Here is a 17,544-nt window from a genome sequence, read left to right on the forward strand (position 1 = left end):
CGATCGAAGCGGGTATCGCGGACTACTGGTTCAAATACACCGGCCTGAACGGCGCGATCGTCGGCATGACCACCTTCGGTGAGTCAGCGCCAGCGGATCAGCTGTTTAAAGCGTTTGGCTTCACCGTTGAGAACGTGGTTAAAACGGCGAAATCGATTCTGTGAGAGTGAAGCGGCGTCCCAGCGGGACGCCCTTCTTACTACGCGGTAATACGAATGATTTTTTGCGTCATGCTCATGGCTGAATCAAACGGGCCGGTATTGCGCACGATTTTTACCATCACGCTGGCGCCCACCCAAAGCTGATACAGGCTTTCCGCTACCCGGCCGGGTGTATCATCAATAGCCAGTGAACCCTCTTCAACGCCCGCTTCCAACGCTTCCGCCAGTCGCGAGATGATACCCGAGGTGCCATTTTGCAACGTAACGCGCATGTAATCCGACAGATCGGCAACTTCAGCGCCCAGCTTCACCGCCAGGCACTTGCCCTGACAATCGGAGAACGATTGCGATTCGCGCCACAGCTGCCAGTAGTTCATTAGCCGCTGCGCCATCGTGAGCCCCGGCTGAGCAAGCGTGGTATCAAGCTCAGCCAGATAATCATCAAAATAGCGCGCCAGCATCGCGACGCCGAACGCTTCTTTCGAACTAAAGTAATGGTAGAAAGAGCCTTTCGGCACGCCCGCATCGGTGAGGATTTCATTCAATCCGACCGCCGAAAACCCCTTGCCCGCCATAATACGTTGGCCGGTGGCAAGGATGTGATCGCGGATTTCATTACTGTGTAATTGGGATGTAGTAGTCATAGCGTTAGATTACCAAATACTAGACCAGTCGTCTATGAGCAGATTATACGCAAATTACTGCGATAAGCTACGGGCCGCTTGCTCGATCGCCGCCGCCATTTCCCTTGGCTGTGAGGCATAGAAAGCATGATTGCCTTTCAGTTCCGTCACCGTGCGACAAGGGAGTAGACAGCGGTTCATCCCGATAAGTTTATTGCGCCAGTTGTTTGATTAACTGTTGCGCCGTCTCTGCTGAAGAAGTTGGGTTTTGTCCGGTAATCAGCAAACCATCGCTAACCACATATGAACTCCAGTCGGCACCTTTCGAGTACAGACCGCCCTTAGCGATCAGCTCGTCTTCCACCAGGAACGGCACCACCTTCGTCAGGCCGACAGCTTCCTCTTCGCTATTGGTAAAACCGGTGACTTTGCGCCCTGCTACCAGCGGTTTTCCTGCTGGCGTTTTGACGTGGCGCAGCACGCCCGGCGCATGACATACCAGCGCCACGTGTTTGTTGGCTGCGAGGAAACCTTCGATCAAGGCAATCGAGTGCTTATCTTCGGCTAAATCCCACAGCGGACCGTGGCCGCCCGGGTAAAACACCGCGTCAAAATCCGCAGGTGAAACGCTATCCAGACGAACGGTGGCGGCGAGCTGTGCGGTTGCTGCAGCATCTGCTTCAAAGCGATGGGTTTGTTCGGTCTGAAAATCGGGCTCGTTGCTTTTCGGATCTAACGGCGGGTTGCCGCCTTTCGGTGACGCCAGGGTGATTTCTGCGCCGGCATCCTTGAAGGCGTAGTAAGGCGCAGCCAGTTCTTCCAGCCAGAAACCGGTTTTGCGACCGGTATTACCCAATTGATCGTGTGAGGTCAAAACCATAAGAATCTTCATTGTAAATCTCCTGCTTGCTGGATTTAAACATCTAAACTAGACCAGTCGTCTAGCGCTTGAATTCAAAGTAACAGCAAATAGACCAGTCGTCTAGAGGTTAAACCATTTTTTACTGCAATGAAATGCGCCCGCGTTTGTTACTTTCTATCCGCTTGCGGGTAATCTATCCCCATTTACTCTCTCTCATGGAACTGGAGAAATCATGTCCACCTTACGTTTGCTCATCTCTGACTCACACGATCCCTGGTTCAATCTGGCGGTGGAAGAGTGTATTTTCCGCCAGATGCCAACGACGCAGCGTGTGCTGTTTCTTTGGCAGAATGCTGAAACCGTGGTGATCGGGCGCGCACAAAATCCATGGAAAGAGTGCAATACGCGGCGCATGGCAGAAGACGGCATTAAGCTGGCGCGCCGCAGTAGCGGTGGTGGCGCGGTGTTTCACGATTTGGGCAACTGCTGCTTCACCTTTATGGCCGGCAAACCGGAATACGATAAAACCGTCTCTACCGCGATCATCCTGCGTGCGCTTGAGCAGCTCGGCATTGCCGCTGAAGCGTCAGGGCGCAACGATATCGTGGTGAATGTTGACGGTGACGTGCGCAAAATTTCCGGTTCCGCCTACCGTGAAACGCCAGATCGGGGTTTTCATCACGGCACCTTTTTAATGGATGCTGATCTGTCGCGTCTCGCCGATTACCTCAATCCAGACATCAAAAAATTACAGGCGAAAGGCATCAGTTCGGTACGATCGCGTGTGGCTAACATCGCCGATTTGGTGCCGGACATCAGCTTTGCAGCGATATGCCGCGAGGTGATTGCCGCCTACTTCGCTTACTACCATGAGCAGTGCGAACCGGAGCATATCTCCCCTGAGGCGCTGCCTGACTTACCTGGCTTCAGGCAGCAGTTTGCCCGTCAAAGCAGCTGGGAGTGGAATTTTGGCAACGCGCCGGATTTCTCGCATTTGCTGAATGAGCGCTTTGTCTGGGGCGGCGTGGAGATCCATTTCGATGTGGAACGCGGCGTGATTTCCCGCTGCCAGATTTTCACCGACAGCTTGAACCCTGCGCCATTAGAGACGCTGGCGTTACGCCTGCAGGGCGCGGTATATCGACCAGAAACCATGTCGACGCAAGTCGCGCAGTTGAAAGCGGAATGTCCAGAACAGCTGAATGAACTGAGCCAGCTGGAAAGCTGGCTGGTCAGTAGCGTGAGTTAACTATGATTCAGGTGCGCCGTTGCGCGCACCTGTTCGCTTATTTGCTCTCTGTCTGCACCACTAAATCAGGTTCCTTGCCCACCAATATCAGCGTCAGGCTAAAGGACATGATTAAGGCAATCGCCACACCAGACACCGCCCAGATAAAGTACGGTCCAATATAGGCTGGCAGACTAAAGATACTGGAAAGAATGTAGCCATATAAACGCACGCCAAAGAAACCAATAAACGCGGATGCCAACGCGCTGGAAACCGTGGCGGCGATAAAGGCTTTTTTGTAGCGGGTTAATACGCCAAACAGCGCCGGTTCCGTGATGCCTAATAGTGCTGAAATGGCGGCTGAAAGTGTTACCACTTTATCCTGGCGATGTTTACTCAATGTCCAGATAGCAAAAGTCGCGCCGGCAATCGACATATTGGCCATAAACATCATGGGCATTAACATGTCATAACCGCGATCGCTGAAGTTTTGTAGCGCGATCGGTGTCATCGCATGGTGCATACCGGTTAGCACCGCAATAGGCCGGATCGCGCCGACAATCAAGCCGGCAAAGCTGGAAGAAATACTGAATAAGCCTTCAATAAATAACGCTAACCCTTTGCCCAACCAGATGCCCATCGGGCCAATCACCACCAGCGCCGTCAGTGCCGCGAGGAACAGGGTCAAGGTTGGCGTAAAGACGGTCTTCAACACCTCGGGCATAATACGATCCACCCAGCGATGAATATAGCTGAGCGCCAGGATAGAAAAAATCACCGGAATAACGCTGGAGGCATAATTAAACACCGAAACCGGAATCACGCCCATCAGCCAAAACGCACTTACCGCCCCTTCCTGATGTGCCGCCAGCGTTTTAGCCGCGTCAATTAATGTGGGATACATTAAACACGCGGCAACAGCCGCCGCGAGATACTCATTGGTTTTAAATATTTTGGCTGCAGAAACTGCCAAAAAGAACGGTAGGAAATAGAATACTCCGCTGGCGATTAAATCAATCACCATTACCGTATCACTCTTTGCCGAAATCAGTTTTAACGCCACTAATCCGGCCAGCAATCCTTTGATCATCCCTGCCCCAGCAATCGCCGGGACAATAGGCCCGAATACGCCGGAGACGGTATCCATAAACATCGACACCACACTTTTACGTGTTTTTTCACTCGACGCAGTCTGTGCGCTATAGCTATTTAATACCGGAGCGATCTGCTCATACCAGCTATTCACCTGCGGACCAATAATGATTTGAAACTGCTCGCTCTGCATTTGCGCACCCAGTACGCCGGGCAAGGTTTTAATTTCACTCTGGTTAACTTTATTGTCATCAATCAGATCAAAGCGCAGGCGTGTCATGCAGTGCCAGACTTTATTAATATTACTCTTCCCACCCACTAAGTGGATTATATTTTTTATGACTTCCTGCGTTCCCATAGTGGCTCCTGAGGGAAGAAAAATGGTGTGATAAAAGCTGACGTGGATGGTAATAAATGCCAGAGTGCAAAACAAACCAATAAATCATGATGAAGATCACAAAACCTGCCACAGCAGGACAAATAAACCATTAAATTCCTAATTGGTCCGTTTTTTTAAGGAAAAATTAAAGTTTATCTAACCAATATTTATTTATTAAAAAAGGGTTTGCGCCTCAATAAAAAGCCAGTAATTATACGCAAAAAAATTCTTATCATACTGCTTTGATGTCGAACGCAGTCACTGCGCTGCAGGAGTATTTCTCGTGACCCCAACGATTATTGAGAGTATTAGCTGTTTTATTACCCGTCCCGATCGCCATAATCTGATTACCGTACGCGTCACCACCAATAAAGGCATTACCGGTCATGGCTGTGCGACTTTTCAGCAGCGTCCGCTGGCCGTGAAAACCATGGTTGATGAGTATCTGGTACCGTTATTAGTGGGACGTGATGCCAATAATATTGAAGATTTATGGCAGATGATGAGCGTCAATGCCTATTGGCGTAATGGCCCGGTAACCAATAATGCTATTTCAGGGATTGATATGGCGTTGTGGGATATTAAATCACAGCTGGCGGACATGCCTCTCTATCAGCTGTGGGGCGGTAAAGCGCGCGATGCCATTGCAGCTTATACCCATGCCAGTGGAGAAACGCTGGCCGAACTTTTTAGTTCGGTTGATAACGCATTGGCAAAAGGTTATCGCCATATTCGCTGTCAGCTCGGTTTTTATGGCGGCACCGCGAAAGAGCTGAATTCGCCAGAGAACAGCACGGCTGGCGCCTATTATTCTCAGCAAGAGTACATGGCAAATACCCTTGAGATGTTCCGCGCGTTGCGAGAGAAATACGCCCACCGTTTTGAAATCCTGCACGACGTTCATGAACGCCTGTTTCCGCAACAGGCCATTCAGCTGGCAAAGCAGCTTGAACCCTATATGCCCTATTTCCTCGAGGATGTGCTGCCGCCGGCGCAAACAGCCTGGCTGGCACAGTTGCGTCAGCAAAGTGCGGTTCCGCTGGCATTAGGTGAACTCTTTAACAATCCGGCTGAGTGGCATGACTTAATTGTAAATCGCCGCATTGACTTTATTCGCTGCCACGTCTCGCAAATCGGTGGCATTACGCCCGCTTTAAAACTGGCGACGCTGTGTCAGGCGTTTGGCGTCAGACTGGCGTGGCATGGTCCAGGCGATATGACACCGATTGGCGTCGCGGTGAATACGCATCTAAATATCCATCTTCACAATGCCGCTATTCAGGAGTTTATTCCGCGCTCGGCGTTGACGGATGCCATTTTCCCAGGCGCGCCGGATATCAAAGAGGGCTATCTTTATCCCCCGCAAGCCTCGGGCATTGGCGTAACGTTTGACCAGGCGTTGGCAGAAAAATATCCGGTGGTGTACCGCCCGCATGAATGGACGCAGAGCCGTCTGCCGGATGGTACTATTCACACGCCGTGATTTAGCGCTGTTCCTGACGGAAGCGCAAATTGTCGGAATTGTGCGGAATCAGGTAGGTGCAGGTGTAGTTAATATCAATGATGTCACTGATTTCATACACCTGCCCGCCCTGTAGAATGCCGCGGTTAATAATGTGCATCGCCGGGCTGCCTTTTTTACACTGCAACAGAGCCGCCTGTTCGCGATTGACATTAATAGCCCGATAGCTGGTGAGCAAATGTGAAATCTGGTAGCCCTTAGCTAACACGTATTGCTGTATCGAACGCTCAATCACTTCACCGCTAAGGTCAGCAAATAAGCTGGCGGGCAAGCGTGATATTTCGATCTGCACCGCGACATTATCGACAAAGCGCAGGCGGGAAAACTCCCAAATAAACGCGTCATCATTGATGGCGAATATTTGCTGCTCATCGCTGTCCGGGCGTCGTTTGCGCAGGCTAATCGCGCGGTAATGCATCTGATCGAAGCGTTTTTCGGTGATGGAATTATAAACCAGCGGGTTATTACGTACCGTTTCATTGATCCAGATACCTGAGCCCTGCACGATGCGCACGGCGCCGATACTCACCAACTTCTCCAGCGCCTGGCGAATGGTAAAACGCGAGACACCGTACTCTTCCGCCAGTTGGCGTTCAGGAGGCAATTTGCGCGGTGCCGATGTGTCTTCCTGATAGATCTTGCTCAGCAAATCCTGGGTAATGAACTCTTTCTTTTTCATTGAATTACCCTCCTCCGGTCGATGTTCTGCCGATCATAACACGAGGAGGGTAACGCAACAGGCTGCGTTAGGCGCCGCTGACGGTGCCACTCAGCACCGCAGGCACATCATCCTGCACCATAAACGCCACCAGCGTGGCATCACGCTCACCCGTAAGCGCTGACAATACCGTCGCCGCACTGACGGAGTCGCCCTTATGCAGGCGCTCAGCATCTATTTTCACAATACCGTCCAGCACGGTTATCCAGCTGGAATAGCCTGCGCGCTGCGGAAGTTGCACCCGCTCGCCGCGTTCCAGTTTCACATCATAAATATAAACGGCCTGGCCCAGCGTCAACGGTGCTTCGCTGCCGTGCGGCCCGGCCAGCAGCGTCCAGGCGTTAACTGCTGCACCGTCTTCACGGGTAAAGCTATTAATACGTGCTTCGCCACCAGACCGGGCCGGGCGAATGCTGGCCTGCAGCATCTCGGTTTCGATAAAGGGCGCAGATTGTTCAACACGCGCACCGCTGCCCGCACTCATCATCAGCGCATGTTTCGCGTTGAGTGAAACAGTGGCGCCATTCTCAGTACGGTGCAGCAGCGAGCCGCGCCAGACGTAGCTAAAAATCTCGTCGTCCTGATGAGCTTGCAGCGGGATTTTCGCACCCAGCTGCAGCGTCATCTGGTCGATAATCGCTAACGGCCCGAACGCTGCGCCAGGACGCTGACGCCGAATAGTAAATGGGCCATATTCAAACAGTTGATCGCGATCGGCACGCAAGATGTTCATGGCTATTTTCCTCAATGATTTCTCTCTGACAACCATCATAGAGGCTGAAAAAATCCTGAACAGCAGGCAAAACTGCTCGCTTACATCAAAACTTTTGAATAAGGGAAGCCAGCTGTTTACCTGCCCATCCTGAGACAATATTGATGCATAAGCGGGTGTCGGATAACGCGTTTATACGGTGATCAGGGTGATATTCTCGTCACGAAAGGCGTTGTAAAACTCTTTATTCAGACTCTCTTCAACCACCAGCACATTTATCTGTTCGCAACCTGCAACTGTAAATCTGGCAACCGCGGGGATTTTATCGGCGGTGAGTCCAACGATCGTCTGATTGCTTTGCTTGATCGCCGCTTTTTTAAATTCACAGTCTGCAAAGTCAAAACCGGTGAGCCCCGAGTCGGGACTCATGGCGCATCCGCCGATAAAGGCCTGGTCAAAGATGATATTTCTAAGCTGCTCAATGGCGGTATTCCCTACGCAACCGCCGCTTTTTTTCTGAATATGTCCGCCCAGCATAATGACGTCGATATTGGGATGTTTTAACAGCACGGCAGCAATATCCGGTGCATTGGTGGCCACCGTTAATGAGAGCGCCTCCGGCAGCGCCAGCACCATCGCCAGATTAGTGGTGCCCGCATCAACAAATATGCAGCTATCGCTTTTAACCAGCGCTGCGCACTGTTTCGCGATTCTGTCCTTTTCTGCGTGGTTTTGCTGTTTTCGCTGTTGAAATGCATCCGCTTCGGGCAGCTGCAAGACTGCACCACCATACACTTTTTTGCACAGCCCCTCTTTACTCAGCTCATGTAAATCGCGCCGGATAGTGTGTTCAGATACCTGCATTTGCCTGGCGAGATCCACACACACTACGCGGCCCTGCTCACGCAAAATCTGCCGTATCAATGCCTGTCGCTGTTCGGGGAAAGCCGCATAATCGAGCATATTAATTCCTTAAACCATCACAACCGATCTATACTGAGCATAATCATGCAAACGTGCAGTGATTGTCAATTTTCAAGTGCAACCCTATGGGAATTTGCCTTTCGCGCAGAGGGCATTGATCCGTTTTTAACGAGGAATGAAATGATACAAAAAGCCCTTAGTACCTCCTCCGGCCTTGCGACACGCCTGACGTTCTTCGTGGCGGGCTTCGTTACGGCAACCTGGGCCGTGATTGTGCCTTTCGCGCGCAATAATACCGGCGTCAACGAAGCCATGCTTGGTACTCTGCTGTTATGCCTGGGTTTTGGTGCGTTGATCGCTATGCCCGTAACCGGTTTATTAACCAGCCGTTTTGGCTGCCGCCGGGTGATCATCGTGGCCATCGGCTTAATCATCCTGAGCACGCCACTGCTGGCTGTAATAGCGGATCCGTTACTGCTCGGGCTGGTACTGCTGGTGTTTGGCGTCGGGGTTGGCGTGACCGATTGCGCCATGAACATTCAGGCGATTCTGGTCGAGAAACAATCCTCTGCTCCGTTGATGTCTGGCTTTCACGGCATGTACAGCTTTGGGGGGATTGCTGGTGCCGGTTTCATGACTCTGCTGCTGTCGCTGGGGATGTCCGTTTTAACCGCAACGCTATGGGTCACTGGCGCGGTGATAGTGTTAACCCTGCTCAGTTATCCCGGCCTGCTGACCTATGCTAATCCCAAAGAGGGGCCCGCCTTTGCCGTGCCGCGCGGTAACGTTTTACTGCTCGGCATCATCTGCTTTGCAGTATTTCTGACGGAAGGGACGGTGCTCGACTGGAGCGCGGTCTACCTGACGCAGGTCAGAAATATCCCTGAGACACTCGGTGGTCTGGGTTATACCTGTTTTGCCATTGCGATGACGTTAGCCCGGCTAACCGGTGACTGTATTATTGCCACGCTGGGTCGGTTACCTGTGGTGCTGGCTGGTGCCTTAACCGCCGCCGTAGGACTGGCGCTGGTCACCTATACGCCTGCATGGCCGTTGGCGTTGCTGGGATACGTCCTGGTGGGAGGCGGCTGTGCCAATATTGTACCGGTCATGTTCTCTGCTGTCGGCCAGCAGAAGGTTATGCCGCAAGCCGTTGCGGTGCCGGCAATCACCACCATGGGCTACCTCGGGGTGTTAAGCGGCCCAGCGATGATCGGCTTTATCGCGCACGCCAGTTCACTGGCCTTTGCGTTCTCACTCATCATGGTGTTGATGCTGATGGTTGGCGCGCTGTCTCTCACACTGAATCTGGGTCAAAACAAGGCAGAAAGGGAAAGCGTATGAAAATTGCCCACGTGGCGTTATGGACGCGAAATCTGGCTGCACAGCAGCACTTCTGGCATCAGTTTTTTGGCGCAACCTCAAATCCATTGTACGTCAGCAAAAACCGGCCTGGTTTTCGCTCTCACTTCATTAGTTTATCGGAGGGACCCACCATCGAGCTGATGACGCTTGAAGCGTTAGCGCCAGGGCCGCACGGCGTGGAGCTTACTGGTTGGGCGCATATCGCCATCAACGTGGGCGGCAGAGAAGAGGTCGACTTGATGGTGAAACGCGCATCAGAGCAGGGAATTTTAGTCAGTGCCGCCCGGCAAACCGGTGATGGGTTCTATGAGGCAATCATTCGCGACCCCGACGGTAATCTGATTGAAATTGTCAGTGATCAATAACACAACTGCACAGCCAACCTTCGCTGGCTGCGCAGTTTTCATCTTCAATCTCCTGACCAAACCGCCTGGAGCGCCAAATGCGGGCTGGTTAATGGCCGCTCATCATGCGTAAACAGCGTTGTCGCGGCGGCCATGGACACCTGCGCCAGCGCCACATAATCGGCACCCTGCTGCCTGCCGTTTTTCACTGCCTGGGCGATCAGTTGTAAATACGCTTCCTGCTGGCCAGCTTTAAAGGCTGTCCAGGCGCCGGGGATGAGCTGTACATCAGGATGCTGTTCTGCCGGCAATTTTGCTGGGCAAAACAGTGCACGCGTGGCGGCGAGAGTCGATTCTGCCGCGCACAGCACCAGCGACTTACCGCTCAGGCTATGCACCTTATCTGCCAACATACCATCGGTGCGATAGACCGGACACGCGCTCCCCACGGCAGTAAACCCATCGGCGACCGGCCCAAGCGTGGAGCAGGTGATCAAAATGGCATCGAACCACGGCGTCAGGCTATGTAACAGCTGTTCCAGCTTATGCTGCTGCTGAGACGTCATGCCGCCTGTTAGCTCGGCTTCAGCCAGCAGATGTGGCATGACGATATGGCTCAGCGCGGTATTTTTCATTCCCAGTGAATGCGCCGCGTTATCGAAAATGGCGATGTTACTGGCAGCGGTGTGCAGGCAGGCAATGTTCATGATTGTTCCCGTTTAGCTTTTGCGCTTCACTTTATTGAATTATTTTATAAAATTATCAATCATTTATTTCAAACGCTAATTGCAACGTTGCAAGGAATTTGAGCATGGCATCCTCTCTTTCGCTGACCGACCTGGGCCCGCGCATCTGCATTCTTGGTCCATCGAACAGTGGGAAATCGACGCTGGCGCAGGCCATTGCCGCTAAAACTGCGTTGCCCCTGATTCATCTCGATCAGCTTTTTCACTTACCGGATACACATTGGCAGCCGCGCAGCGAAGCGGCGTTCCGTCAGCTGCATCTTGACGCCATTGCAGGTGAGCAATGGGTGATGGACGGCAACTATGTGCGCTGTCTGCCTGAACGTTTGGCGCGCGCCAGTGGGCTGATTCTATTGGATATTCATCCTGCTCATAGCCTGCTGCGTTATATCCGGCGCACCCTGTTTGATGCCCAACGCATTGGCGGTGTTGTCCCGGCACATCAGCGCGAGCACCTGACCTGGGAGATGACGCGTTATTTGCTGGTGACCACGCCGGGCCATCGGCAACGCAATCGTCGTATGTTCGAGCAGTGGACGCTGCCCAAGCTGTTTGTCACCTCGCCCTCCCAGCTCAACACCTGCTATCAGGCATGGGGACTGTCACGCGACAAATAAAAAAGGCGCCCATTGGGCGCCTTAGTCTGCTCTGTAACGATTATTTCAGTCGGAACGCGACAACGCTGTCACCCGCCTGGGTGCCGAGCGAACCGTGACCGCCAGCGGCAATCACCACGTACTGCTTGCCGTCTTTACCCATAAAGGTAGATGGCGTGGCTTGCGCACCGGCACTCAGTTCGGTCTGCCACAGCAGTTCACCGGTGGTGCTGTCGTAGGCGCGGAAGAAGTTATCCGCTGTTGCACCGTGGAACACCAGATCACCCGCCGTCAGCAACGGACCACCGTGCGCCACCATGCCCATCGGGAAACCGATTGGGAAGCGGCCAGGCAGGAAGCTGGTCTTCAGGTTTTTGGTGACACCGACGCGGCGCAGCCATTCGGTTTTACCGGTCTTCAGATCCACGCCCACCATGCGGCCCCAAGGTGGCGCAACACACGGAATGCCTAGGCCAGAAGCCAGCTGCTGGATATGAATGGCGTAATCACCGTGGAAGTTTTCGTTCCAGTACGGCTGACCATCTTTGGTGAACAGGCGCTCGGTGGCGGTCTGCTCGCTGCGTTTGATCAGGTTGTACTTGTAGGCCAGACGCACTGGCGCGGCAATCAGCATTTGACGCTGCGGATCGACAGCGACAGAACCCCAGTTGAACACACCAATGTTGCCCGGGAAGATCAGTGAACCGCCTTCGGTTGCTGGCGTCCACGGATTGCCGTCATAGCGCAGGCTGCGGAAATCCATGCGGCATGACATCTGGTCAAACGGCGTGATGCCCCACATTGACTTCTCGGTCAACGGCTGTGGAATGAAGTTCAGGCTCGATACCGGCTGAGTCGCGGCAAATTTCTCGCCCGCTACGCCACCTTCGGTAGACACTTTCACCTGATTCACTGGATACACCGGCTGACCGGTAAGACGATTCAGGACAAACAGGTTGCCGGTTTTGGTCGGCAGAATCACCACGGGCTGCTTCTGGCCCTGATAATCGATGTCCACCAGCGAAGGCTGTGACGGATTATCGCGGTCCCACAGATCGTGGTTAGAGCTCTGATAGCGCCATTTGAACGCACCGGTCTGCAGATCCAGCGCCACCAGCGCATCGCGGAACTTCTCGGTGTTGCTGTTCGGATCGCGCTCAATGCCCACTTCATCCGGTGAAGCGTTACCAAACGGCACATAGACTACGCCGTTTTTCAGGTCAGCACTCAGCGTGCCCCACGCCACTGGCGTGTCCTGCGGATAGTTCTGACCTGCGGCGATCGGTGCGGTGTTTTCCGGGTTAGCCGGATCAAAGTTCCACACCAAACGGCCCGATTGCACGTCATACGCACGAATCACGCCTGACGGGTTGCCGCTGTTGAAGCCGTTGTCCATCACTGAACCGCCAACGATCACCAGCTTGCCCGCCACCAGCGGTGCTGCGGTTTGCATCAGCGCATGTGGACGCACATCGCCCATGTTGGCATGCAGATCAACCACGCCGTTCTGACCGAAATCAGCGCACGGTTTACCGGTATCCGCATCCAGCGCAATCAGTTGAGCATCAGTAGTCGCATTGAAGATACGCTTACGGCAGATGGCCGGATTCGCAGCGCTATCCTGCGCGGCTACCGGGGCTTCTTCGTAATAGCTTACGCCGCGACAGGTTTGGTGCTGCTGCAGGTAAGAGCGATCTTTATTCGGCGTAAACTTCCACTTCACCGCGCCGGTTTCTGGATCGAGCGCGTGCACCTCGTTATGCGGCGTACAGAAGTACAGCATGCCGTTGGCTTTCAGCGGCGTCGCTTCAAAGGTGTATTCAGTCGCATCGGCATCCTGACGCAGATCGCCAGTATGATAGGTCCATGCCACTTCAAGGTTTTTGACGTTCTCTTTGCTGATCTGGTTCAGCGCGGAGAAACGCAGGCCATCGGATGATCCGCCATAAGCGGTCCAGTCGTTAGACGCGCCCTGCTCGCTGTTCTGCTCGCGCGCATTGCTGATGGTGCCTTGTTGCGGAACCGGATCGTAGAAGCACAGCCCAATCACCACCACAATCATGATAATCACCGTGCCGCCAAGGAAGCCATGGAAACGGCGCTCACCGCGATACAGCGGCTTCACCACCCACGGCATGGCCAGCCACAGGCCGATCACGCCGAATAGGTCACCGCGCGGGATCCACTGCCACTTATCAAAGCCCACTTCCCAGATAATCCAGGCCAGCGTAATCCACATCAGCACCGCATACAGCGCCAGCGCACTGCGCTGGTTGCGGAACAGTAAAATCGCGGTGATCAGTAATCCCACCGCCATCAGCGCATAGAAAGCACTGCCGCCCAGCATTAACAGCTTGCCGCCCATGTAAAGCAAGGCAATCGCCAGAATCGCGAGCACGATACTGGTTAGTTTGTTAACCATGCTAATCCCTCAACCATTTTCATCAAAAAAACCTCAAAAATAACCCCACATAAAATCAACAGAATTTTAACTTACGTTACCGTTTAGTAAAAACCCGTTGCGAGGTGTGTCGTTAGCTCCGCTAATGAATGTAGTTCGGCTAATGGCTGCTAGCTGCCGCCTCGCTCAATGTGTGACTGAAATCACGTTTCATTTTCGTTGAGAGAATTAATCATTAGGCGAGAAAATTCGCATTTTTTGATAACGGAAAACCATGAAACGGCGCGACAGGATGGCTTTTGCGTCGCGGACATAACCTTGTGCGGATTTGTTACTACGCCCGTCGTAAGAGAAAACTTACGCTGTTTTCTTTTTACCCGGGAAACGTTATGAAATTCACATTATTAGCCAGCTCATTAATCCTCCTCGCTCTCTCTTCACACGCGGCCAGCAACTCGCTGGTGGTGGGCGATCAAAAAGGCAATGCCCGCGCGGTGATGTCCGCCGCCGGTGAACTTAACAATGTGCCTTATGAAATCAAATGGTATGAGTTCCCCAATGCCGCCCCGCTGCTGGAATCGCTCAATTCCCAGCATCTGGATGCCGGTTTAGTCGGCGATGGCCCGCTCTCCTTTGCGGTGGCTGCGGGTGCGCAGATCCGTGCCATTCAAGCCTCGCAGTATCTGGGGAATGCCATCGTGGTGAAAAACGCTAGCGCTCTGCACACCATCGCCGATCTAAAAGGAAAGAAAGTGGCAACGGTCAAAGGTTCAGCCGGACAAAATATGGTGCTAAACGCGCTGCATGAAGCGGGCCTGCCGGACAACAGCGTGAGTTTTGTCTTTACTACGCCGTCGGAAGCCACGCTGGCGCTGGACAATGGCGCGGTCGATGCGGTGGCGACCTGGGAACCCTATGTGTCGTTTGCCGTAGCGCAATCCGGCGATCGTATTGCCATTGATGGCAAAAACTCGCCGGTTTCAAATTATCTGGTGGCGACCGATAGCGCCATTGCCAACAAGCGTGAGCAGCTTGCGGACTTCCGTCAGCGCCTGATTCGTGCACGCGCCTGGGGCGTGGCACATCCACAAGCGTACGCCAGCGAGATCGCCAAACTGCTGCGTCTGCCGGAAGCGGTGGCGCTGAGTAAGGTGCAGCGCGAAAACAACGCGCCGGTGGAAGATTACGCGTTGGTAGAAAAACGCCAGCAGCTGGCGATCGATACCTTCACGCGCGGCGGTCTGATCAAACCCGGCCTAAAAGCAGACAAACTGGTGGATGCGTCGTTTTTTAATACTCAGGGAGCCGCCAAACCATGATGAATCTGGCGCTCTACCTCGACTCTGGCATCCATCAGGGCGGCTGGCGCCATCCTGATGCAGCGGCCACCGGCGGCAGCAACTGGCCGCTATACCGCAGGATTGCGCAGCGCGCCGAAGCGGCCAAGCTGGATCTGATTTTTGTTGCCGACAAGCTGGCGATTGATGATGTGTACGGCGGCCATCTGGCGCAAACCGTGCAGCAACGCCAGGTTGGCTGGTCTGAACCGCTAACGTTACTGGCCGCGCTGGCAGCCGTGACCGATGATATCGGCCTCGGCGGAACCGTTTCTTCGTCCTATTCGGTGCCTTACACCACCGCGCGCCAGCTGGCGAACATTGATCATATCAGCGGCGGACGCGCGGCGTGGAACGTGGTGACCTCGCTAAGCCACGCCGAAGCGCGCAACTTTGGTCGCAGTGAGCACTTCAGCCATGAAGCACGCTATCGCCGCGCCGCCGAATTTATTGAGGTCATGAAGGCGCTGTGGGACAGCTTTGAGGAAGATGCGCTGATTATGGATAAAGCGCAGGCGCGCTTTGCCGATCCCGCGCGCTTCCATCGGCTCGATCATCAGGGCGAATCCTTCGATGTGCAGGGGCCGCTGAACCTGCCGCGCCCGCCGCAAGGCCATCCGGTGGTGATTCAGGCCGGCGTGTCGGATGCCTTTATTGATTTGGCGGCACAGCAGGCGGAGATGCTGTTTGTGGTGCAACCGACGCGGGAACGTGCGCAGCAGTTCTACCACACCCTGAAACAGCGCGCGCTGCAGTATCAGCGTCAGCCGGACCAGCTGCGCATTCTGCCCGGCATGGTACCGATTGTTGGCAACACGCAACGTGATGCCGAGGAGCGCGCTGAATACTTGAAATCGCTGATCACCGTGGAGTCCGGGCTGAGCTTTGTCTCGGCCAGCATGAATATCGACCTGTCGCAGTATCCTATCGACGGTCCGGTTCCCGATTTACGCGAGCAGATCACCGGCAGCAAAGGCCGCTTCCAGTATGTGATTGCCAGCGCCATTGAGCAAAATCTGACGTTGGGAGAGATGGCAAAACGCTATGCCGAAAGCCTCTCTTTCCCGGCACCGACCGGCACCGCCGATACCATCGCCAAACAGATGATTGACTGGTATCAGCACCAGGCCTGCGACGGTTTCGTCATTCTGCCGACCTATATTGATGAAAGGGAAGATCGCTTTCTGGAACAGGTGGTGCCGCGCCTGCAGCACGCCGGCGTATTCCGGAGCGAATATCAACCGGGCACGCTACGCGATCGTTTAGGTTTAGTAAAACCGGCAAATCGCTTTCACACTTAGTCATCAATTGAAATAATTTAATTAATAGCGACGCCGCCTCTGCGATTAGTCCTGGCAGGATTGTTCGCAAAGGCGCGAATAAGCGCGTATTTATTGATATTTTATTTAAGGCCCCGACTTAATTCCGATTTAAATTGATTAGCCCGCGCTATATAACGTTATTTTGGGAGTTTCCTCAGCCTGTCACGCCTGATTCAGCGTGATATAAATCACGTAACTGCTCTGCGGCAATGCCGCTTATAAAAAGAAGGTTATGATGATCAGCGCAGATTCCCTTTTTCGAAAATTACGTTTTCCTTTTAAACTCACACATGCTGCTATTAAATTTCCGGTTGCCAATGCACACGCCAGACAATATCAGGTGATGTCGCCCGAGCAAACCATTGACCTGCTGCTCAGCAACGACGCCCTGTCCGTAAGCCGCTACGGCGATGGAGAACTGGAAATGACCCTATTCAAAAATATCGGTTTTCAATCTTTTGATGAACGTCTCTCTATTCGTCTAAAAGATATTCTGCGCCGTGGCAGTCAGGCAAATAATACCTGCTTATTATGTATGCCGGATGCGTTTCGCGGCACCGGCAATATGCGGTTTGGTTCGGCCCTATTCTGGTTTTTTCATAAAGCGTTTTATTTTCGTCATTATGAAGGCTTATTAAAGAAAAATTATTGCTACGGCAACACCTCTGTTACCCGCCCCTATCATGATTATACGGATAAGCAGCAGGCCGCTCGCGTCTTCAGCAAGTTTAAGCAGCTGTTCAGCGATAAAAAGATCTTAATCGTTGAAGGGAGCGGCACGCGGCTGGGAATTGGCAATGATTTACTCAACGGCGCCCGCGATATTAAACGCATCACTACACTTAATCGTAACGCCTTCTCGGTTTACAACGATCTCTACACCAGCGTACTGGCGCACGCGCGTGACTACGATATGGTGCTGATGTCCCTTGGCCCCACCGCCACGGTGCTGGCTTACGACCTCAGCCAGCACGGCATCCGCTGTATTGATACCGGCCATATCGATATCGAGTACGAGTGGATGCGCAGTGCCGCGCGCGACAAAGTGCAGGTAGCGGGTAAAAACGTCAATGAAGTCGGCGTGCTACTCAGCGACGCCCCACGCAACGATGATGAGCATTACCGTCAGCAGATCTTGCTGCACGTCGGATTGCCGCAGGAAGCCGTGCTAACCTCGATGGTAATCCATCCACCGCTGGTGTGATTCACTTC

17 protein-coding genes are annotated in these 17,544 nt (G+C 53.4%); 9 read left to right on the forward strand and 8 right to left on the reverse strand.

Going from position 1 to position 17,544, the window contains the following annotated elements:
* Nucleotides 1-164 (forward strand): transketolase-like TK C-terminal-containing protein (locus WFL93_RS24265; RefSeq protein ID WP_442955877.1); only part of this gene is annotated, 164 nt, incomplete at its 5' end.
* 35 nt (nucleotides 165-199) lie between these two features.
* Here WFL93_RS24265 and WFL93_RS00005 read toward each other — a convergent pair.
* Together WFL93_RS00005 and WFL93_RS00010 are read right to left on the reverse strand one after the other, a co-directional pair.
* On the reverse strand, nucleotides 200-805 hold the full coding sequence (locus WFL93_RS00005) for a TetR/AcrR family transcriptional regulator (RefSeq protein WP_007888312.1): 606 nt from the start codon (nucleotides 803-805) through the stop codon (nucleotides 200-202).
* A gap of 190 nt (nucleotides 806-995) precedes the next feature.
* On the reverse strand, nucleotides 996-1,676 hold the full coding sequence (locus tag WFL93_RS00010; protein WP_007888309.1) for a type 1 glutamine amidotransferase domain-containing protein: 681 nt from the start codon (nucleotides 1,674-1,676) through the stop codon (nucleotides 996-998).
* Nucleotides 1,677-1,878: 202 nt separating this feature from the next.
* On the opposite strand from WFL93_RS00010, the gene WFL93_RS00015 reads away from it, so the two are divergent.
* Complete coding sequence (locus WFL93_RS00015) at nucleotides 1,879-2,895, forward strand: lipoate--protein ligase A (protein WP_336776999.1); 1,017 nt, start codon at nucleotides 1,879-1,881, stop codon at nucleotides 2,893-2,895.
* A 37-nt stretch (nucleotides 2,896-2,932) separates the two neighbouring features.
* Here WFL93_RS00015 and WFL93_RS00020 read toward each other — a convergent pair whose 3' ends face one another.
* A complete protein-coding gene (locus WFL93_RS00020) occupies nucleotides 2,933-4,324 on the reverse strand; it encodes a PTS transporter subunit EIIC (RefSeq protein ID WP_336777000.1) in 1,392 nt (463 codons plus the stop codon).
* 304 nt (nucleotides 4,325-4,628) lie between these two features.
* Here WFL93_RS00020 and WFL93_RS00025 point away from each other — a divergent pair, with 304 nt between their 5' ends.
* Nucleotides 4,629-5,828, forward strand: coding sequence for an enolase C-terminal domain-like protein (locus WFL93_RS00025; protein WP_336777001.1), 1,200 nt, complete (start codon nucleotides 4,629-4,631; stop codon nucleotides 5,826-5,828).
* 1 nt (nucleotide 5,829) lies between these two features.
* Here WFL93_RS00025 and WFL93_RS00030 read toward each other — a convergent pair whose 3' ends face one another.
* The 3 genes from WFL93_RS00030 to WFL93_RS00040 form a co-directional block, all read right to left on the reverse strand.
* The gene (locus tag WFL93_RS00030) at nucleotides 5,830-6,546 is read right to left on the reverse strand and encodes a GntR family transcriptional regulator (protein WP_336777002.1); all 717 of its coding nucleotides are present in this window, start codon (nucleotides 6,544-6,546) and stop codon (nucleotides 5,830-5,832) included.
* A 67-nt stretch (nucleotides 6,547-6,613) separates the two neighbouring features.
* Complete coding sequence (locus tag WFL93_RS00035) at nucleotides 6,614-7,318, reverse strand: pirin family protein (protein ID WP_336777003.1); 705 nt, start codon at nucleotides 7,316-7,318, stop codon at nucleotides 6,614-6,616.
* A 171-nt stretch (nucleotides 7,319-7,489) separates the two neighbouring features.
* Complete coding sequence (locus WFL93_RS00040) at nucleotides 7,490-8,260, reverse strand: DeoR/GlpR family DNA-binding transcription regulator (RefSeq protein ID WP_336777004.1); 771 nt, start codon at nucleotides 8,258-8,260, stop codon at nucleotides 7,490-7,492.
* Nucleotides 8,261-8,401: 141 nt separating this feature from the next.
* On the opposite strand from WFL93_RS00040, the gene WFL93_RS00045 reads away from it, so the two are divergent.
* Together WFL93_RS00045 and WFL93_RS00050 are read left to right on the forward strand one after the other, a co-directional pair.
* The gene (locus WFL93_RS00045) at nucleotides 8,402-9,565 is read left to right on the forward strand and encodes an MFS transporter (protein WP_336777005.1); all 1,164 of its coding nucleotides are present in this window, start codon (nucleotides 8,402-8,404) and stop codon (nucleotides 9,563-9,565) included.
* Entirely contained in the window at nucleotides 9,562-9,951 is a 390-nt protein-coding gene (locus WFL93_RS00050) for a VOC family protein (protein ID WP_336777006.1), read from the forward strand. The genes WFL93_RS00045 and WFL93_RS00050 overlap by 4 nt, the downstream gene beginning before the upstream one ends.
* A 44-nt stretch (nucleotides 9,952-9,995) precedes the next feature.
* Here the strand turns inward: WFL93_RS00050 and WFL93_RS00055 are convergent, their stop codons facing one another.
* Nucleotides 9,996-10,637: a glutamate racemase gene (locus tag WFL93_RS00055; RefSeq protein WP_336777007.1), complete on the reverse strand. Its 642-nt coding sequence runs from the start codon at nucleotides 10,635-10,637 to the stop codon at nucleotides 9,996-9,998.
* A 104-nt stretch (nucleotides 10,638-10,741) separates the two neighbouring features.
* Here WFL93_RS00055 and WFL93_RS00060 point away from each other — a divergent pair, with 104 nt between their 5' ends.
* The gene (locus WFL93_RS00060) at nucleotides 10,742-11,293 is read left to right on the forward strand and encodes an AAA family ATPase (RefSeq protein WP_336777008.1); all 552 of its coding nucleotides are present in this window, start codon (nucleotides 10,742-10,744) and stop codon (nucleotides 11,291-11,293) included.
* A 40-nt stretch (nucleotides 11,294-11,333) separates the two neighbouring features.
* On the opposite strand, the gene WFL93_RS00065 is transcribed toward WFL93_RS00060, so the two are convergent.
* On the reverse strand, nucleotides 11,334-13,694 hold the full coding sequence (locus WFL93_RS00065) for a membrane-bound PQQ-dependent dehydrogenase, glucose/quinate/shikimate family (protein ID WP_336777009.1): 2,361 nt from the start codon (nucleotides 13,692-13,694) through the stop codon (nucleotides 11,334-11,336).
* A gap of 368 nt (nucleotides 13,695-14,062) precedes the next feature.
* Here WFL93_RS00065 and WFL93_RS00070 point away from each other — a divergent pair, with 368 nt between their 5' ends.
* The 3 genes from WFL93_RS00070 to WFL93_RS00080 all read left to right on the forward strand — a co-directional run bounded on the left by WFL93_RS00070 (nucleotide 14,063) and on the right by WFL93_RS00080 (nucleotide 17,536).
* Entirely contained in the window at nucleotides 14,063-14,992 is a 930-nt protein-coding gene (locus WFL93_RS00070) for an aliphatic sulfonate ABC transporter substrate-binding protein (RefSeq protein WP_049851739.1), read from the forward strand.
* Nucleotides 14,989-16,311, forward strand: a complete 1,323-nt coding sequence (locus WFL93_RS00075; protein WP_336777010.1) for an NtaA/DmoA family FMN-dependent monooxygenase — start codon at nucleotides 14,989-14,991, stop codon at nucleotides 16,309-16,311. The genes WFL93_RS00070 and WFL93_RS00075 overlap by 4 nt, the downstream gene beginning before the upstream one ends.
* A gap of 256 nt (nucleotides 16,312-16,567) precedes the next feature.
* Complete coding sequence (locus tag WFL93_RS00080) at nucleotides 16,568-17,536, forward strand: GT-D fold domain-containing glycosyltransferase (protein ID WP_336777389.1); 969 nt, start codon at nucleotides 16,568-16,570, stop codon at nucleotides 17,534-17,536.
* The last annotated feature ends 8 nt before the right edge of the window (nucleotides 17,537-17,544 follow it).

The sequence above is a fragment of the Pantoea sp. USHLN256 genome, from assembly GCF_037149875.1.
Taxonomy (GTDB): Bacteria; Pseudomonadota; Gammaproteobacteria; order Enterobacterales; family Enterobacteriaceae; genus Pantoea; species Pantoea nemavictus.